Below are 26,700 nucleotides of genomic sequence, written 5' to 3'. Positions count from 1 at the left end.
GGATTTTCCTCGAGCCATTCGGTCATCCGGTCGGCCATCAGGCTTTCGAGCGGCTGGCGCACTTCGGAGGAGACGAGCTTGTCCTTGGTCTGCGAGCTGAACTTGGGATCGGGCAGCTTGACCGAGACGATCGCGGTCAGGCCTTCGCGCATGTCCTCGCCGGTCAGCGACACCTTTTCCTTTTTCAGCATCCCCGACTTTTCGCCATAGCCGTTCAATGTGCGCGTCAGCGCGGCGCGGAACGCCGCAAGATGGGTGCCGCCGTCGCGCTGCGGGATGTTGTTCGTGAAGCAGAGGACATTTTCATAATAGCTGTCGTTCCACTCGAGCGCGACGTCGATGCCGATGCCGTCGCGCTCGCTGCTGATCGCGATCGGATCGGGCAGCAGCGCATTCTTGTTGCGGTCGAGATATTTGACGAACGCCGCGATTCCTCCTTCGTAGAAGAGGTCGTGCGTCTCATGTTCGGCGTGGCGCGCATCGACGAGCTTGATGCGCACGCCCGAATTGAGGAAGGCGAGCTCGCGGTAACGATGCTCAAGCTTCTCGAAATCGAATTCGGTGACGTTCTTGAACGTCTCGGTCGACGCCTGGAAGGTCACGCGCGTGCCCTTCTTGCCCGCAGGCGCGGGGCCGTTGACCTTCAGCGGCGCGACCGAATCGCCATGTTCGAAGCGCATCCAATGCTCTTCGCCATCGCGCCAGATCGTCAGTTCGAGCCATTCACTGAGCGCGTTGACGACCGAGACGCCGACGCCGTGCAGGCCGCCCGATACCTTGTATGCATTGTCGTCGCTGGTGTTCTCGAACTTACCACCCGCGTGGAGCTGGGTCATGATGACCTCGGCCGCCGAAATCCCTTCCTCGGCATGGATGCCCGTCGGGATGCCGCGGCCATTGTCCTCGACGCTGACCGATCCGTCGCTGTTCAGCGTGATCAGGACGAGGTCGCAATGTCCCGCGAGCGCCTCGTCGATCGCATTGTCCGAAACCTCGAATACCATGTGATGCAGGCCCGACCCGTCGTCGGTGTCGCCGATATACATGCCCGGCCGTTTGCGCACGGCGTCGAGGCCCTTCAGAACCTTGATCGAATCGGCGCCATAGGCATTTGCGTTGGGTTGTTTCGGGGCGCTTTCGGGCGCGCTGTTCTCGGGGGTGTCTGTCATAGCGATTATATAGGGTCGGAGGCGGTAAAACCCAAGCGAAAATGCGGCTCTTGCACCTGTGGTGACGAGCGTTGCGCGGGGGCGCCGCGACGGCTAGTTTCGCATTCATGAAACAACGTCTCGCCTCACCCCTCGCCGCCGTCCTCACCCTTTCGCTCGCCGCGTGCAGCCAGCCGGCGCCGCCAGCCGAAAACGCCCCTGTCGTTGCGGGTGAACCGCTCGCGACGCGCGCCGTGATGATCGGGACCGAGGGGCCGAGCCTGCCCGCCTGTTCGAGCATCAGCCGCGTCAAGGCGGGTGGCACCGACGTCTATTGGGCGCCGGACGAGACGCGCGCGGTCAAGGCGAAGCTCGCCGGCGGCGCGAATGTCTCGCTGTGCGAGGCGGCGGAGAATGACAGCTGGTTCGGCATCGTGTTCGCCGCGCCCGGCACCGATGCCGACATGTGCGGCGTCGGCAAATCGGTGCAGAACGCCCGCGAATATCAGGGGCCTTGCCGCTGGGGCTGGATCAGGGGCGGAACGGTGCAGCTCGGCGGTTAAAGCCACAAAAGCCCCGCATGCGCGCATCGGATTTGTGTCCTTTGTGGCCTTAAGGCGACAAAAGATGGATGGGCGCGCGAGTGATGATCGACGATCCAAAGAGCCAGCGGTCAGGCTGACACAGCCGGATAATGTAGGAAAGCGATCTTTCGGATCCTCCCCGTGCCTGCGAGACAGGGAGGAGTTTAGCGGCAATCCTCGATTACCCGCCCGATCTCCGATTGCACCGGCAGCGTCAGCGCGCCACCGCCCGGTGTTTCGAGCGCGAAGCGGCCGCGGCTGAAGGCGATGCGGTCGAGCCGGGGATCACGACTGCCGAGGTTGGCGCTACCGCCGTCGAAGCGGATCTGGTCGGTCCCGGCGCTGGTGCGCAAGCTGACATTGCCCGCGAGCGTCGAGGTCATGCGAATGCCGTTCCCGACGCACGTCATACTGAGCAGCGGGCTGGCGCCGTCCGCCGGAAGGAACGCCGCGGTGCGGCTGCCGCTGTCGTAACGCCATGCGCCGGCGTCGACCGTGCGATCCTCCCAACCGGCGCTCGGAGTCGGCAGGGGTGCGGGCGTCGGGGCCGGCGCGACCGGTTGTGGTGCGGGCGGCGGTGCTGCGGGCTGGGGGATCGCGGTGCAGCCCGCGACGACAAGCATCAGCGCGCCCGCGATGGCGTAGCGAAAACCCGACTGCTTGCTGATCATCGTCAAAATCCCTGCCAATCAATCACTTCGCCCAGCGGCGCGCGCGGCACCGGCCACCGGTTCACTGCCGCGTCGGTATCGGCATAGCCGATCGCGAGCCCGGTGAACAAAATCTGCCCGTCGTCCAGCCCGAGCGTGCGGCGGATCGTCGCGCCGTACATGGCCCAGCATTCCTGCGGGCAGCTGGCGAGGCCATGTTCGACGAGCAGCAGCATCACCGATTGCAGCCACATGCCCATGTCCGACCATTGCGGTGGCCCCATGATGCGCGAGCAATGGAGGAAAAGCATCACCGGTGCGCCGAAGCCCCGGTAATTGTCCATGAACCGAGCGAGCCGCCCCGCCTTGTCCTCGCGAGGGATCCCAAGCGATGCATAGAGCGCCTCGCCGACCCCGAAGCGCCGGTCGGTCCAGGGCGCGGTGAGCGCGCGGGGATAGATATCATATTCGGGCTCCTGCCCGTCGCGCCCCATCGCGATGCGCGCCGCGACCGCGTCCTTGACCGCCGCCCACGGTTCGCCGGTGAGCACCGTCGCCTGCCACGGCTGGAGATTGCCGCCCGATGGCGCGCGCTGCGCCGCGGTGAAAATCTCCCTGAGCAGCGCGGGATCGACGGGCTTGTCGGTAAAGGCGCGCACCGAGCGGCGCGCGTGGAGCGCGTCGGTAACGCCGATATCAGTCGCTGGCATATTTATCCTCTCGACGCTTGCCGAACAGCAATTTGCGTTCGAGCCGGGCTTTCAGCTGGCGGTAATAGGAAAGGAGGAAGACGTCATCCTCTTCGGCGACGGGGCGGCCGATCTTCGCCCGGATCGCGTCGGCGACCTCGCGCATCGCGCGCGGATCGCGACCGCGCAGGACACGCTCGAGCTCCTGCAGCTCGAAAATGCCGTAGACGGCGAGTTCGGTCTCGGTGAACGTCATCGCGGTGCCTGCTGCGTCGGTCGCGATATCGGCGTCGAGCTTCGCACGCTCGGCCATCACGACCCAGGTGCCCGCGATCAAATCGCCCATGCGCATGCGGTCGCGGTTGAACAGCAGAAAGAGGCTCAGGGTCAGTGCCCAGAGCAGGCCGGCGAGCATGGTCCATCCCGACACCATGTCCCCGGCGGCGCCCGCGCCGAGCATCATCAGCGGCAGGAACAGTTCGAGCTCGCGGATCAGATTGCGCGCCACCACCGCGTCTGCGGTCAGGCGCCCGCCATCGCGCGCGACGACGCGAATGCCCATCAGCCTTTTGCCCGGTGTCGCGGCGCGCGAACCAAGCTCGAAGCCGATGAACCAGAAGGTGCGAAGCAGAAACGCTCCGAGCATCCATACGACCTCGGTAACGTCGGATCGCGAGGCAAAGCCGATCCACTGCATCAGCAACCAGAAAAGCAGCAGCGCAAGCTGGATCAATATCATGTCGACGAGCAGCGCGCCGAAGCGCAGCCCCGCGCTCGCGATCCTGAGCTCGAGATCGACGCCCTCGGGCGTCACGAACTGACGGATTTTCTTTGCCTTTGCGGCACGCTGCTTCGCGTTGGCGGCCGCCGCGGTCATGTCACATCCTCGCGACGCGGAATGTAATAATAGCCGAGCCAGAAGAGCAGCATCAGCGTACCGATCGCATAGCGCAGCATCGTGTCGGTGATCAGCTGGCGCCCGAAGCCTTCGAGCAGCCCCGCCGCGAACAGCATCAGGATCACGCCGACCATGACCTTGCCCGCGGTGCGCCCCGCCTGTGCCGCGGCCTGCAATCGCCCGCGCGCGCCGGGAAAGACAACTGCGGTCCCGATCCGAAGGCCCGCCGCGCCAGACAGGGCAGCAGCGAACAGTTCGGTGGTGCCGTGGATGAACAGCCAGCCGCCGAAATCGAACCCCAGCCCCTTGGCGGAAAACACCGCCATCATCGCACCGAGCCCGATGCCCTGATAATATTCGAGCATCATGGTCGGGATGCCGAAAGCGAAACCCAGCGCGAAGGACAGGATCGATACCTGGCTGTTGTGGGTGAACAGATAGGTTGCGAAGACGTGCAGCCCGCTTTCGTCCTTTTCCGCCGCCGCCTTGCCATGCCCCAGCGTCGTTTGCAGGAATTCGGCGGTGGCGCGCGGATCGCGTCCGCCGGACATCTCCTCGTCGACGAAGTTGAAATACCATTCGGGGTTGCTCGATACGAGCGAATAGCTGGTCAGTGCGCCGAGCAGGATGATCAGCGAAATGACCAGCGTCTCCTTCCACACCGACCGTACCGCAGCGGGCCAGTCATAGAGGAAGAAGCGGCGGAGGCGGTTCCAGCGGCTCTCCCGAACGCCATAGACGAGGAAATAGCCGCGGATCGACAGCGCTTCGAGATGATCCAGCAGCGCCTTGTCGAGGCTCGTCGCGCGCGCGATCGACAGCGACGACAGCGTGGCTCGATAGAGCAGGGGCAGTTGCAGCAGCTCGTCGCTGGCCAGTGCTTTCGCGCCCTTTTTCTCCAATTTGGTCAGCAACAGGTCGAAGGCGATCCAGTCGGCCTCGCGCTCGGCGCGGAAACGGCTCGTCGAGAAGCTCGGGGCGTCGACGGCCCGTGCAGGGGCGGCAGGCGGGATCACAGGCTGCCCTGTCTCTTGATGCCGAGATAGGCCTCGACCGCGCTCGCGCCCATCGCGTCGGCGGGCACCTCTATGACATCGGCGCCGAGGCGCTGGAGCCGCGCGATCACCAGTTGGCGGTCGCGCAGCATAGCCGCGGCGACGTTCGACCGCGTGACGTCGGCGCCGGTCTCGGGTCGCCGCCGTTCCTCGCTTTCGACTTCCTCGTCGCGGATCACGACGAACAGCAGGCGGTGCTTCTGCACCAGCCGCCCGGCGGCGCGTATCATCAGGTCGGCGCTGGTCGCGTCGGTGAATTCGGTGAACAGGATGATCAGCGAACGGCGGTTGAGCTGCGCCGACAGCGTGGTCAGCGCGAGGGTGAAATTGCTTTCGACATGCGCATAGTCGATCAGGCTCGCGGCGCGCTGCAGCGCCGGGAAATCCTGCGTGTGCATATAGGCGGGGGTCAACGCGTGCGGCTTTGCGGCAAAGGAGAAGAGGCTGACCCGGTCGTTCATCTTCAGCCCGACATAGGCGAGCAGCAGCGCCGCCGACACCGCGCGGTCGACGCGCGGCATGCCGCCGACGGGCTCGGCCATCGTCCGCCCGCTGTCGATCGCCAGCACCACGCGATTGTCGCGTTCGACGCGATATTCCTTGGCGAGCAGTTTGACGTGGCGTGCCGACGCGTTCCAGTCGATCGCGCGCCGGTCCATCCCCGGCTGATATTCGGCGAGCGCTTCATACTCGGTGCCTTCGCCGCGGAAGCGCTGCTGGCGCAGGCCGAACCAGCTGTTGCGCTGGAACAGCCGGCTGCCCTCGTCGGTGACCGCGCGCAGGCTGGGGACGACATGGATCGCGCCGCCGATATCGAATTTGCGCTGCTTCCACACCAGTCCGAGCGGCCCCGCCCAGCGCACCCACAGCGCCTCGACGCGCGCCTGCCCGCGCCGCGAGGCGGTGAGCGCAAGCGTGCGGACGAGCGTCTCGCCCGTGCCGGCACGTCGCATGTCGCCGGCGAGACGTCCCCCTTCGGCAAGCCGTTCGTCGAGTGCGAGCGCGATCCCGGCGCTTGGCGGGACGCCGCGGCCGCTCGCGGTCAGCGACAGGTCGAACGGGTCGCCGACGCCGACCTGATGCGGGAAGCGCGCGTCGAGGTTCAGGTGGCGCGGGTTCGCCCCCGCAATCGTGTCGAGGATCAGGCAGGCGATGATCACCCCGATCCAGCCGGGCGCGACCAGCCACAGCTCGGGCCGGATCAGCCCGAGCGCGAGCGCCATCGGAGCGCCCGCGAGCAGCAGATAGATCGCGCGGCGGGTCGGATAGATCAACGCGGCACCTCTTCGCGTTCGAGCAGCGTCGCGACGACCTGCTCGACATTGCGCCCCTCGATCTCGGCCGCCGCCGACAGGATGACGCGATGGCGGAGCACCCCCGCGGCGAGGCGCTGGATATCGTCGGGGATCACATAGTCGCGTCCGTCGAGCGCCGCCGCCGCGCAGGCGGCACGCGCGAGCAGGGTCGCGGCGCGCGGCGACGCGCCGCATTCGAGGTCGGCGCTCTCGCGGGTCGCGCGGACGAGACGGACGATATAATCGACGATTTCCTCCGCGAGCCGCACCGTCGCGATGATGTCGATCGCACCGCCGATCGCCTTGGCGTCGGCGACCTGCGTCACGCCGAAATCGGCAACCGCGGGGCTTTTGAAGCGCCCGCCATGATCGGCGACGATGCGCCGCTCCTCGGCGGCGTCGGGATAATCGACGACCAGCTTGAACAGGAAACGGTCGAGCTGCGCCTCGGGCAGCGGATAGACGCCCTGCTGCTCGATCGGATTCTGGGTCGCGAGCACGGTGAAGCGCGGGCTCATCGCGTGCGGCTCGCCGTTGATCGTCACCCGCCGTTCCTGCATCGCCTCGAGCAGCGCGGCCTGCGTCTTCGGCGGGGTGCGGTTGATTTCGTCGGCGAGCAGCAGCTCGGTGAAGATCGGCCCCTTGGTCAGGGTGAAGCTCGACGTCTGGAAGTTGAACAGGTTCGACCCCAGAATGTCGCCGGGCATCAGGTCGGGGGTGAACTGGATGCGCCCGAAGTCGAGGCCGGTGGCGCGGGCGAACGCCTGTGCGAGCAAGGTCTTCGCCGTCCCCGGCGGGCCTTCGAGCAGGACGTGGCCGCCCGCGAGGAGGGCGATCGTCACCATGCGCGTCAGCGGCCCCTGCCCGAACACGACCTTGGCGACTTCGCCCTCGATCGCGGCACCGAGCGCCTGGACGCTTTCCACGGGATTAGCTGTCACGGAGTAGATCCTTCCTGATATCGTGCAGCGCCTGTGCGTCTGCGAGGAATTCATGCGTGTTGCGCGCGAGCGGCAGGCGCCGCGCGAGCGCGGAGAAGAGATCGCTGCCCTTCTTCAGATGCCGGTCGATCCACGCGTCGGTCTCGGCATCGTCGAGCCCGCCGGGGGCGTGCAGCCGCCGCGCGATCGCGGTGCGCTGGCTCTTCACATAGGCGTCGGCGCCGTCGAGTTCGCGCCGCGCCTGCCGGATCAGGTCGGCGCTGTTCGCGATCAGCGCCGCTTTCGACACCGGAATTGCGCGCCCGGGCCTCAGGGCGGGGCCGAAGCGCATCCACGCCTGCCACAGCGCAAGCAGCCCCGCTGCCAGCAGGCAGAGCGTGATGCCGATGAAAGGCGGAACGAAAGCGAAGCGGAGCAGCGAGCGCTGACCGCCGAAGCCGTTGAGCGTCACGTCGAACGCAAAACCGTCGGCGTCGGCATATTCGGCGATCGCGTCGATCAGCGCCGCCCCTGCGACTGCCCGTTCGCGTGTGGCAAACGCGAAATTGTTGATGAGGTCGGGATCGGCAAGGATGTAGAGGTCGCGCGCGCCGACCTGCGCGAGTACCGCGCCGCCGCCGGGGCCCGCGATCAGCGTTTCGAGATTTTCGCCCGTGATCGTCTGGACGTCGCGCGGCAGCCGGGCGGTGAAGCTGCGGCCCGCGAGACGTGCCGGGACCTCTTGCGCCTTGCTCGACGCCGCCTTGATCTCGACCGTACCGAAATGGGCCGGTGGCAGCATCCTCGCGGGGGGCCGCACCGGCAATCCCGCGCTGACCCAGCCAGGTTTCGGCGTCTGTCCCGGGATCGCTATCGTCTGCCATTTGGGTAGCACGATCAGCACGGGGCCGCTGCGCCCGGCGTCGAGCAGTTCGGCGATCTCGGGTGCGCGGGTGCGATGCGTCGGCGTGAGGACGAGCAGCGGCTCATACTCCTCATATTTCGTCGTCTCGACCCTGCGGCGAAGCTCGACATCGGCGCCGGCACGCTCGGCGAGGTCGACGATGCCGGCATAGCCCGGCGCCGCCTTCGACAGCGCATGGCCGCCGCCGTCGTTGCCGCTGCTGATCTGCGGGCCGAGTGCGATCAGCGCCCAGAGCGCGACGAAGGCGATCAGGCCGATCGCCACCACTGCCGCGATCAGCCGCGGGTTGAAGCCATGGTCGTTGGCGGCGGCATCGTTCATGCGCGTGCCCAGTTCTTCGGCACCGTCAGCTCGGCATAGGCGCTGCGGCATTGCTCCCACGCCCCGGCGTCGATCGAGCGTCCGCCGAACAGGCTGATCTCGACCGCGCGCGCGATGCGGCTGAACGCGCCGCGCGCGACCGACGGCAGATCATGCGCTTCGGCAAGGTCGCGCGAGGTCATCGCGGGTTTGACGAGGCCGGGGCGGCGCCCTTCGATATCCTCGACGCTGCGATAGAGGAGCAGGTGCACGGCTTCGGCAAAGCGGCCTTCGGCGGCGAGTGCGTCGGCTTCAGCGAGCAGCGCCCGCGCCGCGCCCGCTTCGGCCTGTCCGATATGATCGTCGGCTTCGCCGCCGTCGCCTTTCCGTCCGAAACGCATATTGTCGACCCAGCGCGCAAAGGCGGGGACGAAGTGATAGAGAAGGAAGAGGAGGATCAGCGCAACCGCTATCCACATCAGTGGCTTGGCCGCGGGTGCGCTCCATTCGAAAAAATCGCCGATCCCCTGAAGCAGCGACTTCAGCCATTCGGGTGTGGGCGACGGCGGAGGCGGGGGCGGCGGAAAGGCGGTCTGGATCTCGCCGCCCGCGATTGTCTGGCTATAACCCGGGTCGACGAGCTCGGGATCGAGCAGCCAACCCTGGCTGGGCGGTTCGGACGCGGCCGATGCCTGGGCGATCCACAAGGATATCATGTTGAAAAGATGGCCCCGCCCCGATCGTGCATCGAATATGGTGGTAGCGCGAGCGGGCGCGGCAAGGCAAGAGATGCTTGCGCGCGAAACCGCCCCGTTCTAGCGCGCGGCAAAATCGGCCTGATCGTTGCGTTTGCAACCATGGGCCGCGCGACAGGAGAGACAGGTGGACGCGGCGCAGGCGGTACATGAGAAATTCCTTGGCGCGTTGGCGAAAGGGCGCTTGCCCGGCCGCGCCGACCTGCCCGATCCCGTCGCGGTCGGGCTGTCGCGCGCCGATGCCACCGACATCTTCCTGTCGCAGCTGACCAGCCGCCAGATGGACCGGCTGTCGCGCCACCTGCAGGCACGCGGCGAGGGTTTCTATACGATCGGATCGTCGGGGCACGAAGGCAACGCCGCGGTCGCCGCGGCGTTGCGCGTCACCGACATGGCCTTCCTTCATTATCGCTCGAACGCCTTCCAGCTCCACCGGTCGCGCCAGCTTCCGGGCGGGACGCCGACATGGGACATGCTGCTGAGCTTCGCGGCGTCGAGCGAGGATCCGATTTCGGGCGGGCGGCACAAGGTGATCGGCTCGAAACCGCTCGCGATCCCGCCGCAAACCTCGACGATCGCCTCGCACCTGCCGAAGGCGGTCGGCGCCGCCTTCTCGATCGGCATCGCGCGCCGCCTCGGCATGACGGGACTGCCGCTCCCCGACGACGCCGTGGTGCTGACGAGCTTCGGGGATGCCTCGGCGAACCATTCGACCGCGCAGGGCGCGTTCAACACTGCGGGCTGGGCGGCGTTCCAGGGGTCGCCGATGCCGCTGATCTTCCTGTGCGAGGATAATGGCATCGGCATCTCGACGCGCACCCCGACCGGGTGGATCGAGGCGCAGTTCCGCCACCGCGCCGGTCTCCATTACATCAAATGCGACGGCACCGACCTCGTCTCGGCCTATGCCGGCGCGTGCGAAGCCGCCGACCATGCGCGGCGATATCGCAAGCCCGTCTTCCTCCACATGGCGACTGTGCGTCTTTACGGTCACGCGGGGTCGGACGTGCAGGGCGCCTATCTGCCGAAGGCCCTGATCGAGGCCGACGAGGCGCGCGATCCGCTGCTCGCCGGCGCTGCGCTGATGGCCGAACATGGCTGGATGAGCCCCGCCGAAATCGCCGAGACCTATGAGGAAATCGGCGCGACGCTCGCGCGGCAGGCCGAGGCGGCGATCCTTCGCCCCAAGATCACCACGCCCGCCCACGTGATGGACAGCCTGATCCCGCCCAAACGCGACGTGGTCCGGCCGAATACCCCTTCGGACGAGGACCGCAAGGCGATGTTCGGCAGCGATGCGGGCCAGATGGACAAGCCGATGCATATGGCGCGGCTTCTGAGCTGGGCACTCGCCGACCTGATGCTCGCGCATGAGGAGATCATCGTGGCGGGCGAGGATGTCGGGCCCAAGGGTGGCGTCTACAACGTCACCGCGAAACTGCATCAGCGCTTCGGCTCGGCGCGCGTCGTCAACACCCTGCTCGACGAGCAGGCGATCCTCGGGCTCGCGATCGGCATGGCGCATAACGGTTTCGTTCCGATGCCCGAGATCCAGTTCCTCGCCTATGTCCACAATGCCGAGGACCAGATTCGCGGTGAGGCGGCGACATTGAGCTTCTTCTCGAACGGACAATACACCAACCCGATGGTCATCCGCATCGCCGGGCTCGGCTATCAGAAGGGCTTCGGCGGCCATTTCCACAACGACAACAGCCTCGCGGTCTTCCGCGACATTCCGGGCGTCATTCTCGCGGTGCCGTCGAACGGCCGCGATGCCGTCGCGATGCTCCGCGAATGCGTCCGCCTCGCGCGCGAGGAACAGCGCGTCGTCGTCTTCGTCGAACCGATCGCACTCTACATGACCCGCGACCTTCACGAGGAGGGCGATGGCTTGTGGACAAGCGTCTACGAAGCCCCCGGCGAAGGCGCGCCGATCCGCTTTGGCGATGTCGGCGTGCACGGCGACGGAACCGACCTGGCGATCGTCACCTATGGCAATGGCTATTACCTGTCGCGGCAAGCCGAAAAATTGCTCGCCGCCGACGGCATCAAGGCGCGCGTGATCGACCTGCGCTGGCTTGGTCCGGTCGACGAGGAAAAGCTCGTTGCCGCGGTCGGCGACGCCAGCCGCATCCTGATCGTCGACGAATGCCGCATTACCGGATCGCAGAGCGAGGCGCTGATGGAGACCTTCGTCGAACGCACCCCGGGCAAGAAGCTCGCGCGCATCGCTGCCGACGACAGCTTCATCCCGCTCGGCAAGGCGGCGACGCTGACGCTGCCGAGCCGCGACAGCATCCATGCCGCCGCGAAGGAGCTGCTCGCATGAGCGCGCGCAAGACCGCGCTTGTCGTCGCCCCCGGCCGCGGCACTTATGGGAAGGGCGAGCTCGGCAGCATCGCGCGGCTCCACGGCGCGCGCTTCGGCGAGCTGATCGCGAATTTCGATGCGCAGCGTCGCGAGCGCGGCCAGCCGACGGTCACCGAACTCGACGGCGCCGACCGCTTCAGCGTCGCGACGCATATGCGCGGCGATGTCGCCGCACCATTGATCTATACCGCGACCGCTCTCGACTATCTCTCGATCGACCGCGACCGGTATGACATCGTCGCCGTCGCGGGCAATTCGATGGGCTGGTACAGCGCGCTCGCACTGGGCGGCGCGGTGTCGGTCGAAGACGGTTTCCGCATTTCGAACGCGATGGGGCTCAACAGCCAGACGCACGGCCCCGGCGGGCAGATTCTCCTGCAAGTGGTCGACGAGGACTGGCGCCCCGTTCCGGGCCTGCGCGACCAGCTTCTGGCGCTCGTCGCTTCCATCGCCGCGCGCGCCGGTCACGACCTCGCCCTGTCGATCGACCTCGGCGGCATGCTCGTCCTCGCCGGCAACGAGGAAGGCCTTGCCGCGCTTCTCGCGGAAACGCCGCCGATGCCCGGCCGCGACCCGCTCCGGCTCGCGGGCCACGGTCCCTTTCACACGCCCTTGATGTTCGGCAGCTCGGACAAGGCGAAGGCCGAACTGCCCGCCTCGCTCTTTGGCGCGCCCGCGATCCCCATGGTCGACGGCCGCGGCCATATCTGGCGGCGTTTCGCCTCCGATCCGCATGCCGTTCGGGATTATACCTTCGGCCATCAGATACTCGCGCCCTATGATTTCGCGCTGTCGGTGCAGGTCGCGGTCAGGGAGTTCGCGCCCGACGTCGTCATCCTCCCGGGGCCGGGCGACACGCTGGGCGGCGCGATCGGCCAGTCGCTGATCGGCATCGGATGGCAGGGGATCGCGAGCAAGGCGGATTTCATGGCGCGGCAGGCGACCGACCCGATCCTGCTCTCGATGGGCCGGGCCGAACAGCGCGCGCTCGTGGCCGGACAGCAATAGGGCCGGCAGGAAGGAACATCCCTGCCGGCCCTGTCGTTCGCACGCGGTCAGGTGGGGTTGACCTTGTGCTCATGAACGGCGGCGCCCGTGGGGACCAACTCAGGGGCGGTACGCCGTTCCATTTCCTTATAGGCGCTACGCATCGCGTCCGGCCGGGTTCCCTTCGCGATCATGCACCGAAACGGACCGGATCGGCCGCCACCCCGCGTGCATATTCGGCGGTGAACTGCAGCCGCAGCAGCTCGGCGACATTGCCCGCGCCCGCGCGGCGCATGATGTTGGCGCGGTGAACCTCGACGGTGCGGGGGCTGAGCGCGAGCTGACGCGCGATGGCCTTGTTGCCGAGCCCCGCCGCGATGGCCTCGAGGATATCGCGCTCGCGCGGGGTCAGCGCTGCGAGCCGGGTTTCGGCCTCGCGATGCCGGTCGAGCGCGCGCCTCCGTGCGTGCCAGTCGGCGAGCGCCGCGTCGATCGTGCGGCGGACGAGCCGCGGATCGAGCGGCGCGGGGAGCAGGTCCTGTGCGCCGCCGCGCAGGATCGTGCGCGATTCGGCGATACTCAGCCGCTCGGCCGCGACGAAGGCGATGATGCCGGCGCGCCCCGCGATCCGTTCGAGCAACGCCGCGCCGTCGGTCCGGCCCGGTTGTTCCCAGCGGAAAAGCAGGATCGCGCATGTTTCGTCGCCGGCCGCCTCGATCCACGCGTCGGCGTTCGCAAAGCTGCGAACGATCCGTTCGGTTCCCGCTGCCAGCGTGCGAAAACAGGCCGCGCGCTCGGTCGGGTCCGGCAGGATCAGATGGATATGGCCCCCCGTTTCGGTCACCCGCCAAGGCTGCCGCGGGCTGGCGCCGAAGCCCAGCGCGATCCGCCCGGTTTCGGCGCCGATCCGGAGCGATCATCCGCGCCATGGCAGCGGTCCGACCCCGATCCGGGTCAGCCCGTGCGTCCGGCGGGTTGCCCTATCGACGGTGCCGGCCGCCTGCCGCAACAGCTCGTGCCGACGAGCAAGACCGGCAATCGGCGTTGGCTCGCGGCATAACATAATTCTGCGACATATTTTTATAAGATTAATAGGCGGATTTACGCCTTCGGGCCTGGATGAGGATATGCGCGAAAATGATGAAGTTCGTAAAAAGCGGCGTTCTCGGTACGATCACCGGCGTGAGTGCGCTGGCGCTGCTTGCCGGACCCAATGCGATCGCGGCAACGGTACAGGCACCCGTCCATGCGGCTGCATCGACGAAAGCCCAGGCGGCCAAGCGCCCCAATGTGATCGTCATCCTGGTCGACGATATGGGGTTTTCGGACATCGGCCCCTATGGCAGCGAAATCCCGACGCCCAATCTCGACGCGCTTGCCGCGAGCGGCGTCCGTTTCACGCAATTCTATAACAGCGCGCGGTGCAGCCCGTCGCGCGCCTCGCTGCTGACGGGTCTTTATCCGCACGAAGCGGGCGTCGGCGGGCTCGACAATGTCGTCCGTCCGGGCCTCGGAGGGTTTCAGGGGCGGATCGCCGATCGCGCGGTCACCATCGCCGAGGTGCTGAAACCCGCCGGCTATTTCACCGGCATGGCGGGCAAATGGCATGTCGGCGCGCAGCATGGCACGCCGCCAAAGGCGGTCGGATTCGACCGGTCGATGTTCCAGAAGGGCGGAACCTATTTTCCCGGGCAGCCCGGCCCGGGACGGGCATCGGTGACGATCGACGGCAGGCAGGTGCCGACCGATTCGCCCGAAGTCGGAAAAGGCGAATGGTACGCATCGGACATGCTGGTCGACTGGACCGTGCGCTTCGTCGACGAGGCAAAGGCGGCCGGCAAACCTTTCTTCCTCTACCTGCCCCTGACCGCGGTTCATTTTCCGGTGATGGCACCCGCCGAAGACATCGCGAAGTTCAAGGGCAAATATATGGTCGGCTGGGAACAGCTGCGCCGCGACCGTTTCGAACGCCAGAAAAAGATGGGACTTGTCGCGGCGGACGCAACGCTGCCCGACGTGCTTCCCGAGGCTTATGACTGGAACAGCATGTCGGCCGCCGACAAACAGCGGTTCGACGAGATCATGGCGGTTTATGCCGCCGCCATCTCGCGCATGGACAAGGCGATCGGGACGCTGGTCGCCGACCTCAAGGCACGCGGCGAGTTCGACAATACGCTGATCCTGTTCATGTCGGACAACGGCGGCAATGCCGAAAGCGGCCCCGACGGGCGGACCGGTGCGGCGCCGTGGGGCGGCAAGGATTCGAATGTCTGGGTCGGGCTCAACTGGGCGACGCTCCAGAACACCCCGTTCAGCTTTTTCAAGCATTATGCCGAAGAAGGCGGGATCGCGACGCCGATGATCGCATCGTGGCCCGCGGGTATCGACGCGAAGGTTCGGGGCACGCTGGTGCGCGAGCCCGGTCATCTCGTCGACGTCATGCCGACGCTGGCGGAGCTGGCGGGGGCAAAATATCCCGCGCGCTTCGATGGACACGACATTCGCCCCATGTCCGGCCGCAGCTTTGCCGGTGCGTTCGAGGGCGAACCGCTGGCCCGCAACGTCCCGATCTTTTGGGAGCATGAGGGCAACAAGGCGGTTCGCGACGGCCGGTGGAAGCTCGTCGCGCAGCTCGGCGCGCCCTGGCGGCTCTATGACATGAACGCCGATCGCACCGAAACGCGCGACCTAGCGGCAAAGCACCCCGACATCGCTGCGCGCATGGCGAAGCAATGGGAGGATTGGGCGGCGAGCAGCTTCGTCGATCCCTGGACGAAGAAGGTCGACGGCGGGGTGGTGAAGGGGCGCCTCGAAGGCGGCGCCGCGCCGGGGCCGGGCAAGGGCAAGCGCGCGAAAGGCAAGCGCAAGCGGGCGGCGCAAGCGGCTGGCGAAGAATGAAGCGGTGAGCCCGCGCCGTGCATCCGGAAAAGAAGGCCCGCAATCGCCGGTGGCGATTGCGGGCCGATGGATCCCGAGGAGTAGGGGATCAGAAGCGGAAGCGGACGCCCACGCGGTAGATCGTCTCGAGGAAACGAGTCTGCCACGGATAGGTGTTGCCGTCGGCGTCATATTGCCGGTGGTTCGTCGCCGCTGCGCCCAGCAAATTGGTGGCGCTGAACGAGATGGTGACATTCTCGGTCGGATCGAGCGTGGCGTTGAAATCGAGGCTGCCACGGCCGTCCTCGACCACCGGCAGCGTCGGGCCCAGCACCGCCGCGCCGAGCGTCGGATCGTTCACGCGGTTATATTCGACCACAAAGTCCGAGCGATAGTTGTACGAGAGGCGGGCCGAGAAAGACCGGTTCTCGTAGAAGACCGACGCGTTGGCGATATGGTTCGACACGCCTGCGATCCGTTGCTTGCCCGGAAGGGTTGCGGCCAGTGCCTCGGGCAATTCGGTCCCGTGGTCGATATATGTGTAATTTGCGAGCACGCCGAAATTCTGCAGCCATTCGGGCAGTTGCGGGAAGCGAAGGAAGGTACGGAAAGCCGCCTCGATGCCGCGCAGTCGCCCTTCACCACCGTTGAACGGCCGCGTCACGCGCAGCCGGCCGAATTCGGCGTCTTCGACATCGGTCGTGAAGTCGGAGATGAAGCCGGTCACGTCGCGGTGGAACACACCGAGCGTCAGCGAGCCGCCGCGCGAGAAATACCATTCGAGCGACGCGTCATAGTTTTGCGACTTGATCGGGTCGAGGTCGGCATTGCCGCCGTTCGAGGTGCGGACGCAATTGGGATTGTTCGGCCCCGCCTCCGGATTGTCCGGGCTGGGCGTGCAGATCGTCGCCGGCGCGCCGATCGTGAGCGACGGGTTGAGGTCGCCAAAGCCCGGACGCGTCCGCGTTTCGGTGAAGGCGAGGCGAAGCTGCAGCTTGGGCGTCAGACGCAGACGCGCGCTGACGTTGGGCAGGAAATCATTATAGGATTTGCTGCGCGATACCGGCCGGAGGATCGTCTCGCCGCCCTCGGTCACACGGTCGAACCCGTTGATATCGGTTTCGGTGCGCACGGCGCGCAGACCGACCAGGCCGTCGACGGTCATGCTGCCGAGGTCGAAGGCGTAACGGCCCTGGACATAGCCGGCATATCCCTTTTCATTCCCGAAATAGACTTGCTCGAGTGGCGGAACCTCGGTGCGCCCGCCGCTGATCGAGCGCAGGAAGTCGAGATTTTCCATGATGCTGTCGGCTGTCGGCGTCAGGAAGACGCGCGTGACCGGCACCTTGTCGCCGCGGAAACCGGGCGCGACGGTGCTGTATTCGAGCGGCAGCAGCGAATAAAAGCGTCCCGCCGCCGCGGTGCCGCTTTCCGAATAATTGGCGAAATCGAAGTCACGGCTGTTGAAACGGACACCGGCCTGGATGTTGGTGATGCCCGTCGGACCCATCCGGTAGTCGAGGTCGAGCCGACCCTGCCAGTCGCGGCCATGATTGCGCTCGCCATTTTCGCCGAGCCCCACCATGCGGTAGCGGGCGGGATCGTTGACGGGGAAATTGTCGACAACGACGGAGCCGCCGCCCGCGCCGACGTCGGTTTCGAAATCGAAGGTGCGCGTCGGCTGCGGTACGACGAGCGAATAGTTGAACTGCGTCGTCCGCCGCGTGAAGGTCGAATCGGTGAAGGCCACGTCGCCGGTGATCTTCAGACCGTCGCGCTTCCAGATGAAACCGGTGCCGGCCTGATAGGTGTCGGTCTTGCCGGTGACGATATTCTGGTTGCCCGTCGGGATGCCGCCGGCGGTCGCGGTCATGCTCTTGACCTTGTTGGTGCCGGGAAACAGCTCGATATCGGTCAGATTGGCCTGGACGCCCGAGTTGATCTGGAGGTTGCTGCCATAGCCGTCGCTGCGATAGCCTTGGAACAGGAAGTCGGCGTAGAATTCGAGCTCGTTGCTCGGGCGCCATTGCAGCGCGGTCGCCACCGACGGGCGGTAGCGGTCGGCCGTGTTATAGTTGATGTTGACGAACGACGGATAGCGGATGGTTCCAAGGCCGGCGACGTCGCGGCTGAGAATCGCCTGCGCGACGTTGCGCGCGGAATCGAGGAATTTGAGGTCGGTGTAGGATCCCTCGATCAGGAAGCCGATGTCGCCGATGCCCGTCTCCCAGCGCTTGCTGAGCAAAAGGTTCGCGTCGACGCCGAGCTTTTGCGACTGCTTCCAGTGCACGCCGCTGATGCCGCCGGCGATGCGGTCGCCCTTGAAGTCGAGCGGCTTGCGGGCGCGCACGTCGATCAGGCCGGCGACGCCGGGTTCGAGGAGATTGGCGCTCCCCGACTTGTAGACGTCGAGGCGTGCGATGCTGCTCGACGGGAAATCCTGCAGTGCGACGGCGCGGCCCTGACCGGTGAAGAGTTCGCGTCCGTTATAGGTCGTCGTGATGTTCGGCAGGCCGCGCACGCGGGTGCCGGCGGCGGTGCCATTGGCATAGTCGACCTGGACGCCGGTGATGCGGGCGAGCGATTCGGTCGCGGTCACGTCGGGCAGCTTGCCGATGTCCTCTGCGACGATCGAATCGACGATCTGGTCCGAATCCTCCTTGATCGCCTGCGACGTTTCGAGGCTGCGCTGGATCGCGGTGACGACGATCGCGTCGTCGGCCGTCGGATCGTCCGGCGCCGAATCGACCGTAATCTGCGCGTCCTGATCCTGCGCCAGCGCAGCCGACGGCATGGCCAGAAGCCCCAGAGCCGACGTCGTGCACGCCAGGATTATTCGGTTTCGCATTTAACTCTCCCCCTTGGTTGTCGGTCACTTATGGAATTAATATGATAAAATAAAGCAGGAAGCCTCGGCCGGCACCTTGGCCGCGCACTACATCGCGCGGCGTCGCGGCAAGGCTGGCGGCGGCAGGCCGGCGATCCATTTCGAGAGCTGCGCCGACAGCCTTGTCGTGATCGCGGGAGCCTCGGCCTTGCGATCACGCTGTTCCTGCGGATCCTCTTCGATATTGTAGAGTTCGGCTCCGCTGCCGTCGGCATTCATCAATAGTTTCCAGGGACCCGAGCGGATCGAATAGAGCGGACCGAAGGCTTCGCCGCCGGGCCGGGCGATATGACTGTAGATATCGGGACGCGCGGTGATGGGCCGTCCGCGCCAGGCAGCGGAAATGTCGATGCCGTCGATCCCCGCCGGCTTGGTCGCGCCGGAGATCGCGGCGAGCGTCGGAAGCAGGTCAACCGCCTGCGCGACACTCCGCGCGTCGCGTCCGCCGCCTGCTATATGGCCGGGCCAGCGGACGATCAGCGGCTGGCGCATGCCGCCCTCGTACAAGCTCGCCTTCCGGCCGCGATAGGGCGCCGCCGAACCCGGTGTGTTGGCGCCGATGGTGGGGCCATTGTCCGAGGTGAAGACGATCAGCGTGTCGTCGAGTTCGCCCGCCCGTCGCAGGCCGTCGACGAGCCGGCCGATCTCGGCGTCCATCGCGACGAGGACCGCGAGGAACTCGTCCTCGCGCGGTGTGGCGCCCTTGCCTTTTGTTGCGGCGAGCTGCCCGGCGCTGGGAACCCACGGCGTGTGCATGTCGGTGAGCCAGAGCTGCGCGAACCATGGGCGGTCCTTACTGCGCCCGACGAAATCGAGCGTCTTGTCGACGAAGCGGCCGGTGATCTCCGCGCGGGGGAGCCATTCGACCGGTCCCTGACCAAGCTCGGCGCTTTGCTGCCCGAGCCGGTTGGTGAGATCGGTCGGCAAGACGCGCGGCCCGAGGCCTTCCCACTGGGTATAGCTTTCGTCGAAGCCATAGGCCGAGGGAAGCGGCGCGTCGCCGATGTCGCGCCCGCCGCCGAGGTGCCATTTGCCGAAATGACCGGTGGTATAGCCCGCCTGCCGCATCAGGCGCGGCAGGACCGGCAGCGCGGGGTCGAGCCAGTCGGCCTGGCCGAACTCGCGGTTGCGCTTGCGGTCGTGAATGTAGGTGCCGAAGCGGTCGCGAGCCGGGAAGCGGCCGGTCATGAAACCGGCGCGCGATGGCGAGCAGATCGGCGCCGCGTCATAGAATTGCGTCATCACCATGCCGTCGCGGGCGAGCGCGTCGATGTTCGGGGTCGCGACGAGCTTGTTGCCGGTCAGCGACAGATCGGCATAGCCCATGTCGTCGATCAGGATGAACAGGATGTTCGGCCGTTTCGCCGGAGCTTGCCGGTCCGATTTCACCGGCGGGCGGGTCTGGGCGAAACCGGGGGCGGAGGTAATGCCGGCGCCGAGCATCGCGAAAAGGGCGGCTCCTGCCGCCCCGATCGCCCATCGACGCGTGCGCCGTGACGATTTCATCCCTTCCTCCCTTGCCCAGTCTTACGTCATCGTTATATCTGTATTATCGTATAATTAAGATGAGTCAAGATTGCGGCTTGATATGGGGAGGAGCGATATGTCGAAGAGCTGGATTCTCGCGGCCGGGGCTGCGCTGGCGCTACAGCCGGGCAGTGTTTCGGCGCAGGGCGTGCTCGGCGCGAATTTCAACGAGCATTATGAGGATGTCGATTATGGCGAACTCGATCGCGCCGGGGCGGAATGGATACGTCTGTTTCTGCCGATGCCGCAGGTCGATCGCGGGGCGGCCGAGCATGGCGCGATCCGCACGACGCTGGAAGCCGGCGCGCGGGGATACAGGACGATCTTCACGCTGAAATGGCCGCAAAACCACAGCGACTTTCCGAAGGCGGGAAGTGCGGAGTTCGCGCGCGAGGTGGCCCGGCTTGACGCGGTGTTACCCCTCGTGATGGGCAAGGTCGATATTTTGGTGATCGGCAACGAGCCCTATTTCGAAACGCGCGAGCAGGACCGCGATCTCGACCTCAACGCCTTTTACGAAGCGATGGCGGGCCGCATCATCGCCTATCGCAAGGCCAATTGCGGCGGCGACTGCAAGACGAAACTCTATATGGGCGCGCTCAACCGGCTCGACCTCAGGAAGAATATCACGCCGTCGACAGAACGCTGGCTCGCGTTCGTCAAGGCGACGCCGGAGATCGACGGCGTCAACATCCATCCGCATGTGCCCCGGATCGAGCTGTCGAAGGCGTTTCTCGATTATATCCTGCCGCGGATGCGGCCCGAGCAGACCTTCATCGTCACCGAATTCTCGCTCGTCGGCTGGTGGCAGCAGAATCTGGAAAAGCCGGTCGCGCCCGCCTTTGCCGACAAATATCGGGCGCCGCGCACCGCGCAGAACTGGCAGATCATCAAGGCGGCGCTCGAGACGCCTTTCCCCAAGGAGCAGTGGGACGATTTCCTGCGGATGAGTCCGTGGTTCGAGGGGCGGAAACATTATCTTGCCAACCAGATGAAGATATTCCGCGATACCGGCCGGCTGGCGGTCGCGACATACGGTTTCAAGCAGGGCAGTTCGATGTCGAACAATTTCGGCCCGAAGAAGACGCCGTGGCTGCTCAACAGCGTCTATGCGGGCCGCACGATCCGTCCGAATGCGGATGGCACCGCGGCGTTCAACTATGCCTGGATCGACGATTTCCGGCGAATGCAGGCGAAATAGCCCAGCCGCGTTGCGCGCCTCAAATAAATCAGATATATCCTACTCAAGCGAACGGGAGAGGGTCTTGAAGTCCATATTGTCGCGTCGGGCGCTGCTGCTGGCTGGCGCGGGACTGGCCGCGGTGCCGCGTATCGCCTTGGCGGCCGCGCCGCGCACGAGGCCCAATATCATCGTCATCTATGCCGACGATCTCGGCTATGGCGACCTCTCCTGCTATGGCGCAAAGGCGCTGAAGACGCCCAATGTCGACCGGCTCGCGGCGCACGGGACGCGCTTCGTCAACGCGCATTCACCCTCGGCGACCTGCACGCCATCGCGTTACGCGCTGCTGACCGGCGATTATGCTTGGCGCGCCTCGGGAACGCAGATATTGCCGGGCGACGCGCCCGCGCTGATCCGCCCCGGCCAGTTCACTTTGCCGCACATGCTGAAACAGGCAGGCTATGCGACCGGCGTCGTCGGCAAATGGCATCTGGGGCTCGGCGACGGCAAGGTCGACTGGAACGGCGAGATCGCGCCCGGCCCGCTCGATGTCGGCTTCGACTATGGTTATTTCATGCCCGCAACGCTCGACCGCGTGCCGACGGTGCTGATCGAGAACCGGCGCGTCGTGAACCTCGATCCCGCCGATCCGATCCGCGTCGATTACAAGGCAAAGGTCGGTGACGAGCCGACCGGAGCCGAACATCCCGAGCGGCTGAAATTCAGGGGCGATCCCGAACATTCGAACACGATCGTCAACGGCATCAGCCGCATCGGCTATATGACCGGCGGCCAGTCGGCGCGCTGGACCGACGAGGAGCTGACCGACCGGCTCCTCGGCAAGGCGATCGATTTCGTAAGTGCGCGCAGGGACAATCCCTTCTTCCTCTATTTCGCGATGAACGAGCCGCACGTCCCGCGCGCGCCGCATCCGCGCTTCGTCGGGGCATCGGGCATGGGGCCGCGCGGCGATACGATCGTCCAGTTCGACTGGACCGTCGGCGCGCTGATGGACAAGCTTGCCGAGCTCGGAATCGCCGACGACACGCTCGTCATCCTCAGCAGCGACAATGGCCCGATCCTGTTCGACGGTTATGCGGACCAGGCGGTCGAACTCGCAGGCGATCACAAGCCGTCGGGGCCGTATAGCAGCGGCAAGTACAGCATCTATGAGGGCGGCACGCGCGTGCCGATGATCGTCCGCTGGCCGGGGCATGTACGCGAAGGCCATGTGTCGGAGGCATTGGTCGACCATGTCGACATGCTCGCCTCGCTCGCCGCGCTGGTGGGGCAGGCGCTGCCGCAGGACGTCGCAGTCGACAGCTTCGACATGCTGGTGCCGCTGATGGGGCGCAGCGAACGCGGGCGCGAGCATGTGGTCGAGGACACCAAGCTGATGGTGACGACGGGATCGACCGTCGCGAGCAGCGGTGCGCGTATTCTCGCGCTGCGCGCCGGCGATTGGAAATTCATTCGCGGCAGCGTGGAGCCGCACGAGTTTCACGGCAACGCGATCGGCACGCTGCCGCGGCATCAGCTCTACAATCTGGCTAGCGACCCGGGCGAGCGTGACGATCTGTCCGCGAAGATGCCCGAACTCACCGCCCGGCTCGCGGCGCGGCTCGACAAAATCGAAAAGGACGGCCGCAGCCGGCCGTGATCAGGATCAGGAGAAGATGAGGATGCGGGGATTGTTGGCCGCCGTTGCGGCGATTGCCTGCCTGCCGGGCATTGCGCAGGCGCAGGGCGCGCTCGGCGCGAATTTCAACGAGCATTATGAGGACGTCGATTACCGCGACCTCGAAAAGGCCGATGCAAGCTGGGTCCGGCTGTTCGTGCCGATGCCGCAGCTCGACCGCGGCGCCGCCGAACATGGCGCGGTCAAGGCGATCCTCGATGCGCATGGCCGCGGTTACAAGACGATCCTGACGCTGAAATTCCCCTATAATCGCGGCGATTTTCCGAAGGCGGGCACGCCGGCGTTCGAGCGCGAACTCGCGCGTGTCGATGCGGTGCTGCCGCTTGTGATCGGCAAGGTCGATATCCTCGTTATCGGCAACGAGCCCTATATCGAAAGCCGCGAGAAGGACCGCGACCTCGACCTCAATGCCTTTTACGAGGCGATGGCGAAGCGCGTGATCGACTATCGGGCCAAGGCGTGCCCGGGGACCTGCAAGACGCGCCTCTATATGGGCGCGCTCAACCGCATGGATCTCAAGAAGAACCGGACGGCATCGACCGAGCGCTGGATGGCGTTCGTCAAGGCGACGCCCGAACTCGACGGGGTCAACATCCACCCGCATATCCCGGCGATCCAGGCGTCGAAGCCCTTCCTCGACTATATCCTGCCGCGGATGCGCCCCGAGCAGACGTTCATCGTCACCGAATTCTCGCTCGTCTGGTGGTGGCAGCAGAATATGAAGGGCGTGGTGAACCCCGCCTTCGCCGACAAATATCAGGCGCCGCGCACCGCGCAGAACTGGCAGATCATCAAGGCGGCGCTCGAGACGCCTTTCCCCAGGGAGCAGTGGGACGACTTCCTGCGGATGAGCCCGTGGTTCGAAAGCCGCAAACATTATGTCGCGAACCAGATGAAGATGTTCCGCGACACCGGACGGCTGGCGGTTGCGACCTATGGTTTCAAGCAGGGGCGCTCGATGTCGAACAATTTCGGTCCCGACAAGACGCCGTGGCTGATCAACAGCGTGTTCGTGCCGGCGACGGTCCGCAAGAATGCGGACGGCAGCGCGGCGCCCAACTATACGATATTCGACGACTTCAAGGCGCTCCAGAAGGGTAAATGACCGTGCAGATGAAGACCTGGATCACCGGCCTGACACTGGCGGCGCTGTCCCTGGCGCCGTCAGCGGACGCGCAGCAGAAGATGAAGACCGCGGTGGCCGACGATATATTCGCCGACCATCCGTCGATGGACAGGAATGCGACGGTTATGCCCGCATCCGACGCGAAGCCCGTGGCGCCGATCTTTTCCGAGCGGCCCATCGGCGACGCGTCGGTTGCGCGGCTGCCGAACGGCGGCTGGATCCTCACCGGTACGAGCTTGCGCAGCGGCGCGCGCCACGGCGTCGAACTGTGGACCTCGCCCGACGCGATCAAATGGACGCGCGTGGGGCCGGCGAAGATTTCCGGCGAGGGTATCGATCCCGGAGACGTGTCCGAACGCTATCTGGCGCCGTCGGTGACGGTTGCGGGCGACAAGCTCGATCTCGCTTTCTCCGACAAGACGGGCTGCGCGCACATCGCGACGGGGCTGGCTGCGCAGCCCGGCGGCGCGTTCAAGGCTTCGCCCTGCCTCGTCGAGAACGCGCCGGATGTGTCGCTTTTCGTCGACCGTGACGGAACCGGCTACCTGATCTGGGGTGGCGGCATGATCGCGAAGCTGGCGCCGGGCTTCGCCACGCTCGCCGAAGCGCCGCGCTTCCTGAAGCCCGATCAGGCGCTGTTCGCCAAGCATCCGCCGGTCGGCAAGGACTGGCCGGTGCGTACGCGCGTTGGCACGCGCGGCGCGACGATGGTCCGCGACGGCGACCGCTATATCCTCGCCGCGAGCGAAGTGACGGGGCGGATGCGCACCGCGACCGAGGATCTGTTCATGGCCGAGGCGCCGACGCCTTACGGCCCGTTCACGATGCGCGCGCTCGCGGTCCCGCACGCGGGGCGCGGCTCGGTTGTCCGTACCGACGACGGCAAAATCGCGGCGGTCTATAATCCCAAATGCGACGACGGCTTCGCGATGTTCTGCGAGCAGGTCGGGCTGGTGCCGCTCGAACGCGCGCCCGACGGGCGGTTGCGGCAGGCTGCGTCGGTGATCACCGAGGACAGCGCGGTTGCCACGCGCAAGGCGCTCGTCACCAGCGAGACGATGCGCGACCCGTCGGTCGCGCTCGGTGGCGACGGCACTTATTATCTCGTCGGGACGCTCGACGGCTATGGCTATCACAAGCCCGACGGCGGGGTGAAGCTGTGGCGCTCCTCCGACCTCAAGCAATGGGACGAGGTCGGCTTCATCTGGAAGTGGGAAGGGATGGGCTATGATTTCGGCAAGAATATCGCCGAGCTCTGGGCCCCCGAGATCATGTGGTCGGCGCGCGACAAGACCTATTATCTCGCCTTCTCGGTGATGGAGAAGGGCGTCGGTGGCAAGACCTGGCTCTATCGTTCCAGGACCGGCAAGGCCGAGGGGCCTTACGAGAATGTGACCAAGAGCTTCTTCGTCAAGGGAATCGACGGCTTTCCGTTCGAGGACGACGACGGCCTCTATTTTCTGTGGGGCGGCGGCAGCATCGCCAAGCTCAACGCCGCGCGCAGCGGTTTCGAGGGGCCGGTGCGCCAGCTCGTCGACGTCGATGGCGATCATGTCGGCTATGAAGGCAACGGGCTGATCAAGGCGAACGGCGTCTATTTCCTGACCGGCGCCGAATGGCACGGCCCGCTGCGCACACACGGCACCTATGACATGATGTACGGCACCTCCAAGAGCCTGTTCGGCCCCTATACGCAGCGCCGCATGGGGGCGCCGCACGGCGGCCACGGCACCGCGTTCCGCGATAAGGAGGGGCGTTACTGGTACACGATGTTCGGCAATGACCCGACCGCGCCGTGGCGCATGCACTTCGGATTGGTCCCGATCGACATCGGCGACGCCGGATCGATCGGCGTGCCGCGGATCGACGCCGCGGGCGACTAGGTCGCCGAGGCCCCTTTTCTCTGCTCTCCCACATGCCCGCCATCCCGTCCGGGGTGGCGGGCTTTTTTGGGTCAGCGGGCGCGGCGTGCCTGATCGGTGAGGATGCGCACCCATGCGTCGGCGAAGGCGCGCTGGCCGACGCCCGCGAAATGGCAGCGGTCATAACGATTTTCCGGGGGGACGAGCAGGTTCGTCTCGGGACCTGCGAACAGGCCTTTCGCAGGATCGACCAGACCGCGCTGCGCGGTCGTGATGGCGTCCTCGTCCTTCCAGTCGCCGGGCTGGCCGCACCGGCTGCCCACCGAGATGAAGATCGGCGCATCGACCTTGGCTGCGCGAAGACTCGCGGCGAGCGATCGGAAGCTCGCGGCATAGGCGGCGCCGGTCGTACCGAGATTGAGATCACGTTCGCCCTGGTGCCAGAGGAAATGGGTGATACGGTAATGACGCTGCAGGTCGGCGACGACGCCAAGCATCATGCGGTTGAGGTCGCCGCCCTCCTGCCAGCGCGCGATCCTGGTGCCGCCGATTCCGGTCGTCACGATGATCACGCGATCGAACAGGCCCGCGTCGATCAGCCGGTCGGCGAGCGGGGTCCAGCTTTCGCCGCGCATCCCGGTTGCGCCGAGCAACGGCGAGGCTGAAGGGTAGCAGTGGCCTGCGAAATAGTTGAAGGTTTTGCCCGGATGCGCGCTCGAAAACTGCTCGGCGCCATGATTGGCCGAATTGCTCTGTCCCGCGATCAGCAGGACGGCGGTGCGCCCGGTCTGGCGGGGGCAGGCGGTCGCCTCGCGCCCGGCGACTTCGACGATGCGGCCGATCTCGTCCTTGCGGTATTTCTCCGTCGGAGCAGATTGCGTATCCGCCGCGTTGGCGAGCGACATGCCGGCCGACGCAGCGAGGACGAAGGCCAAAGCTTTGCTTGCGATGCGCATCATGATC

The 26,700-nt window shown here is 66.0% G+C and carries 22 protein-coding genes; 9 read left to right on the top strand and 13 right to left on the bottom strand.

The window, feature by feature from the left end; genetic code table 11:
• Window positions 1-1,169 (bottom strand): ATP-binding protein (locus tag JHC57_RS07515; RefSeq protein WP_294029390.1); only part of this gene is annotated, 1,169 nt, incomplete at its 3' end.
• 107 nt (window positions 1,170-1,276) lie between these two features.
• Here JHC57_RS07515 and JHC57_RS07510 point away from each other — a divergent pair.
• A complete protein-coding gene (locus JHC57_RS07510) occupies window positions 1,277-1,711 on the top strand; it encodes a hypothetical protein (RefSeq protein WP_294029389.1) in 435 nt (144 codons plus the stop codon).
• 185 nt (window positions 1,712-1,896) lie between these two features.
• On the opposite strand, the gene JHC57_RS07505 is transcribed toward JHC57_RS07510, so the two are convergent.
• Genes JHC57_RS07505 through JHC57_RS07470 form a run of 8 tightly spaced genes read right to left on the bottom strand, consistent with a single transcriptional unit; the run spans window position 1,897 to window position 9,180 of the window.
• A complete protein-coding gene (locus tag JHC57_RS07505; protein WP_294029388.1) occupies window positions 1,897-2,403 on the bottom strand; it encodes a hypothetical protein in 507 nt (168 codons plus the stop codon).
• A 2-nt stretch (window positions 2,404-2,405) separates the two neighbouring features.
• Window positions 2,406-3,092: a nitroreductase gene (locus JHC57_RS07500; RefSeq protein WP_294029387.1), complete on the bottom strand. Its 687-nt coding sequence runs from the start codon at window positions 3,090-3,092 to the stop codon at window positions 2,406-2,408.
• Window positions 3,079-3,948: an RDD family protein gene (locus tag JHC57_RS07495; RefSeq protein ID WP_294029386.1), complete on the bottom strand. Its 870-nt coding sequence runs from the start codon at window positions 3,946-3,948 to the stop codon at window positions 3,079-3,081. The genes JHC57_RS07500 and JHC57_RS07495 overlap by 14 nt, the downstream gene beginning before the upstream one ends.
• Window positions 3,945-4,985, bottom strand: a complete 1,041-nt coding sequence (locus JHC57_RS07490; protein WP_294029385.1) for a stage II sporulation protein M — start codon at window positions 4,983-4,985, stop codon at window positions 3,945-3,947. Before JHC57_RS07490 ends, JHC57_RS07495 begins: the two co-directional genes overlap by 4 nt.
• Window positions 4,982-6,298 carry a DUF58 domain-containing protein gene (locus tag JHC57_RS07485; RefSeq protein ID WP_294029384.1) on the bottom strand — a complete coding sequence of 439 codons (1,317 nt, stop codon included), beginning with the start codon at window positions 6,296-6,298 and terminating at the stop codon, window positions 4,982-4,984. Before JHC57_RS07485 ends, JHC57_RS07490 begins: the two co-directional genes overlap by 4 nt.
• On the bottom strand, window positions 6,295-7,260 hold the full coding sequence (locus tag JHC57_RS07480; RefSeq protein WP_294029383.1) for a MoxR family ATPase: 966 nt from the start codon (window positions 7,258-7,260) through the stop codon (window positions 6,295-6,297). The genes JHC57_RS07485 and JHC57_RS07480 overlap by 4 nt, the downstream gene beginning before the upstream one ends.
• On the bottom strand, window positions 7,250-8,485 hold the full coding sequence (locus JHC57_RS07475) for a DUF4350 domain-containing protein (RefSeq protein ID WP_294029382.1): 1,236 nt from the start codon (window positions 8,483-8,485) through the stop codon (window positions 7,250-7,252). The genes JHC57_RS07480 and JHC57_RS07475 overlap by 11 nt, the downstream gene beginning before the upstream one ends.
• Window positions 8,482-9,180, bottom strand: coding sequence for a DUF4129 domain-containing protein (locus tag JHC57_RS07470; protein ID WP_294029381.1), 699 nt, complete (start codon window positions 9,178-9,180; stop codon window positions 8,482-8,484). The genes JHC57_RS07475 and JHC57_RS07470 overlap by 4 nt, the downstream gene beginning before the upstream one ends.
• A gap of 166 nt (window positions 9,181-9,346) precedes the next feature.
• On the opposite strand from JHC57_RS07470, the gene JHC57_RS07465 reads away from it, so the two are divergent.
• Both JHC57_RS07465 and JHC57_RS07460 read left to right on the top strand, forming a co-directional pair.
• Entirely contained in the window at window positions 9,347-11,548 is a 2,202-nt protein-coding gene (locus JHC57_RS07465) for an alpha-ketoacid dehydrogenase subunit alpha/beta (RefSeq protein ID WP_294029380.1), read from the top strand.
• Entirely contained in the window at window positions 11,545-12,597 is a 1,053-nt protein-coding gene (locus JHC57_RS07460) for an ACP S-malonyltransferase (RefSeq protein WP_294029379.1), read from the top strand. The genes JHC57_RS07465 and JHC57_RS07460 overlap by 4 nt, the downstream gene beginning before the upstream one ends.
• 169 nt (window positions 12,598-12,766) lie before the next feature.
• Here the strand turns inward: JHC57_RS07460 and JHC57_RS07455 are convergent, their stop codons facing one another.
• Window positions 12,767-13,420 carry a LuxR C-terminal-related transcriptional regulator gene (locus tag JHC57_RS07455; RefSeq protein ID WP_294029378.1) on the bottom strand — a complete coding sequence of 218 codons (654 nt, stop codon included), beginning with the start codon at window positions 13,418-13,420 and terminating at the stop codon, window positions 12,767-12,769.
• On the opposite strand from JHC57_RS07455, the gene JHC57_RS07450 reads away from it, so the two are divergent.
• Together JHC57_RS07450 and JHC57_RS07445 are read left to right on the top strand one after the other, a co-directional pair.
• The gene (locus JHC57_RS07450; RefSeq protein WP_294029377.1) at window positions 13,400-13,636 is read left to right on the top strand and encodes a hypothetical protein; all 237 of its coding nucleotides are present in this window, start codon (window positions 13,400-13,402) and stop codon (window positions 13,634-13,636) included. The two genes, JHC57_RS07455 and JHC57_RS07450, sit on opposite strands and share 21 nt — an antisense overlap.
• A gap of 77 nt (window positions 13,637-13,713) precedes the next feature.
• On the top strand, window positions 13,714-15,474 hold the full coding sequence (locus JHC57_RS07445; RefSeq protein WP_294029376.1) for an arylsulfatase: 1,761 nt from the start codon (window positions 13,714-13,716) through the stop codon (window positions 15,472-15,474).
• Window positions 15,475-15,562: 88 nt separating this feature from the next.
• Here JHC57_RS07445 and JHC57_RS07440 read toward each other — a convergent pair whose 3' ends face one another.
• Both JHC57_RS07440 and JHC57_RS07435 read right to left on the bottom strand, forming a co-directional pair.
• Complete coding sequence (locus tag JHC57_RS07440) at window positions 15,563-18,301, bottom strand: TonB-dependent receptor (RefSeq protein ID WP_294029375.1); 2,739 nt, start codon at window positions 18,299-18,301, stop codon at window positions 15,563-15,565.
• Between the two features lie 87 nt (window positions 18,302-18,388).
• On the bottom strand, window positions 18,389-19,846 hold the full coding sequence (locus JHC57_RS07435; protein ID WP_294029374.1) for a sulfatase-like hydrolase/transferase: 1,458 nt from the start codon (window positions 19,844-19,846) through the stop codon (window positions 18,389-18,391).
• A 97-nt stretch (window positions 19,847-19,943) separates the two neighbouring features.
• Here JHC57_RS07435 and JHC57_RS07430 point away from each other — a divergent pair, with 97 nt between their 5' ends.
• The 4 genes from JHC57_RS07430 to JHC57_RS07415 all read left to right on the top strand — a co-directional run bounded on the left by JHC57_RS07430 (window position 19,944) and on the right by JHC57_RS07415 (window position 25,758).
• Complete coding sequence (locus JHC57_RS07430; RefSeq protein WP_294029373.1) at window positions 19,944-21,068, top strand: hypothetical protein; 1,125 nt, start codon at window positions 19,944-19,946, stop codon at window positions 21,066-21,068.
• A gap of 64 nt (window positions 21,069-21,132) precedes the next feature.
• Entirely contained in the window at window positions 21,133-22,710 is a 1,578-nt protein-coding gene (locus JHC57_RS07425; RefSeq protein WP_294029372.1) for an arylsulfatase, read from the top strand.
• A 22-nt stretch (window positions 22,711-22,732) separates the two neighbouring features.
• Complete coding sequence (locus JHC57_RS07420) at window positions 22,733-23,854, top strand: hypothetical protein (RefSeq protein WP_294029371.1); 1,122 nt, start codon at window positions 22,733-22,735, stop codon at window positions 23,852-23,854.
• Entirely contained in the window at window positions 23,851-25,758 is a 1,908-nt protein-coding gene (locus tag JHC57_RS07415) for a family 43 glycosylhydrolase (protein WP_294029370.1), read from the top strand. Before JHC57_RS07420 ends, JHC57_RS07415 begins: the two co-directional genes overlap by 4 nt.
• A 71-nt stretch (window positions 25,759-25,829) precedes the next feature.
• On the opposite strand, the gene JHC57_RS07410 is transcribed toward JHC57_RS07415, so the two are convergent.
• Window positions 25,830-26,696 carry a sialate O-acetylesterase gene (locus tag JHC57_RS07410; RefSeq protein WP_294029369.1) on the bottom strand — a complete coding sequence of 289 codons (867 nt, stop codon included), beginning with the start codon at window positions 26,694-26,696 and terminating at the stop codon, window positions 25,830-25,832.
• Window positions 26,697-26,700: the final 4 nt, after the last annotated feature.

The sequence above is a fragment of the Sphingopyxis sp. genome (genome assembly GCF_016463645.1).
Taxonomy (GTDB): Bacteria; Pseudomonadota; Alphaproteobacteria; order Sphingomonadales; family Sphingomonadaceae; genus Sphingopyxis.
This window is presented reverse-complemented; position numbering and strand designations above follow the sequence as displayed.

Excerpts from the sequence above, each read along its gene's own strand:
- JHC57_RS07510 (WP_294029389.1), top strand. The coding sequence starts at position 1,277 with ATGAAACAACGTCTCGCCTCACCCCTCGCCGCCGTCCTCACCCTTTCG.
- JHC57_RS07505 (WP_294029388.1), bottom strand. The coding sequence starts at position 2,403 with ATGATCAGCAAGCAGTCGGGTTTTCGCTACGCCATCGCGGGCGCGCTG.
- JHC57_RS07500 (WP_294029387.1), bottom strand. The coding sequence starts at position 3,092 with ATGCCAGCGACTGATATCGGCGTTACCGACGCGCTCCACGCGCGCCGC.
- JHC57_RS07495 (WP_294029386.1), bottom strand. The coding sequence starts at position 3,948 with ATGACCGCGGCGGCCGCCAACGCGAAGCAGCGTGCCGCAAAGGCAAAG.
- JHC57_RS07475 (WP_294029382.1), bottom strand. The coding sequence starts at position 8,485 with ATGAACGATGCCGCCGCCAACGACCATGGCTTCAACCCGCGGCTGATC.
- JHC57_RS07470 (WP_294029381.1), bottom strand. The coding sequence starts at position 9,180 with ATGATATCCTTGTGGATCGCCCAGGCATCGGCCGCGTCCGAACCGCCC.
- JHC57_RS07460 (WP_294029379.1), top strand. The coding sequence starts at position 11,545 with ATGAGCGCGCGCAAGACCGCGCTTGTCGTCGCCCCCGGCCGCGGCACT.
- JHC57_RS07450 (WP_294029377.1), top strand. The coding sequence starts at position 13,400 with ATGGCCCCCCGTTTCGGTCACCCGCCAAGGCTGCCGCGGGCTGGCGCC.
- JHC57_RS07445 (WP_294029376.1), top strand. The coding sequence starts at position 13,714 with ATGATGAAGTTCGTAAAAAGCGGCGTTCTCGGTACGATCACCGGCGTG.
- JHC57_RS07440 (WP_294029375.1), bottom strand. The coding sequence starts at position 18,301 with ATGCGAAACCGAATAATCCTGGCGTGCACGACGTCGGCTCTGGGGCTT.
- JHC57_RS07435 (WP_294029374.1), bottom strand. The coding sequence starts at position 19,846 with ATGAAATCGTCACGGCGCACGCGTCGATGGGCGATCGGGGCGGCAGGA.
- JHC57_RS07430 (WP_294029373.1), top strand. The coding sequence starts at position 19,944 with ATGTCGAAGAGCTGGATTCTCGCGGCCGGGGCTGCGCTGGCGCTACAG.
- JHC57_RS07420 (WP_294029371.1), top strand. The coding sequence starts at position 22,733 with ATGCGGGGATTGTTGGCCGCCGTTGCGGCGATTGCCTGCCTGCCGGGC.
- JHC57_RS07415 (WP_294029370.1), top strand. The coding sequence starts at position 23,851 with ATGACCGTGCAGATGAAGACCTGGATCACCGGCCTGACACTGGCGGCG.
- JHC57_RS07410 (WP_294029369.1), bottom strand. The coding sequence starts at position 26,696 with ATGATGCGCATCGCAAGCAAAGCTTTGGCCTTCGTCCTCGCTGCGTCG.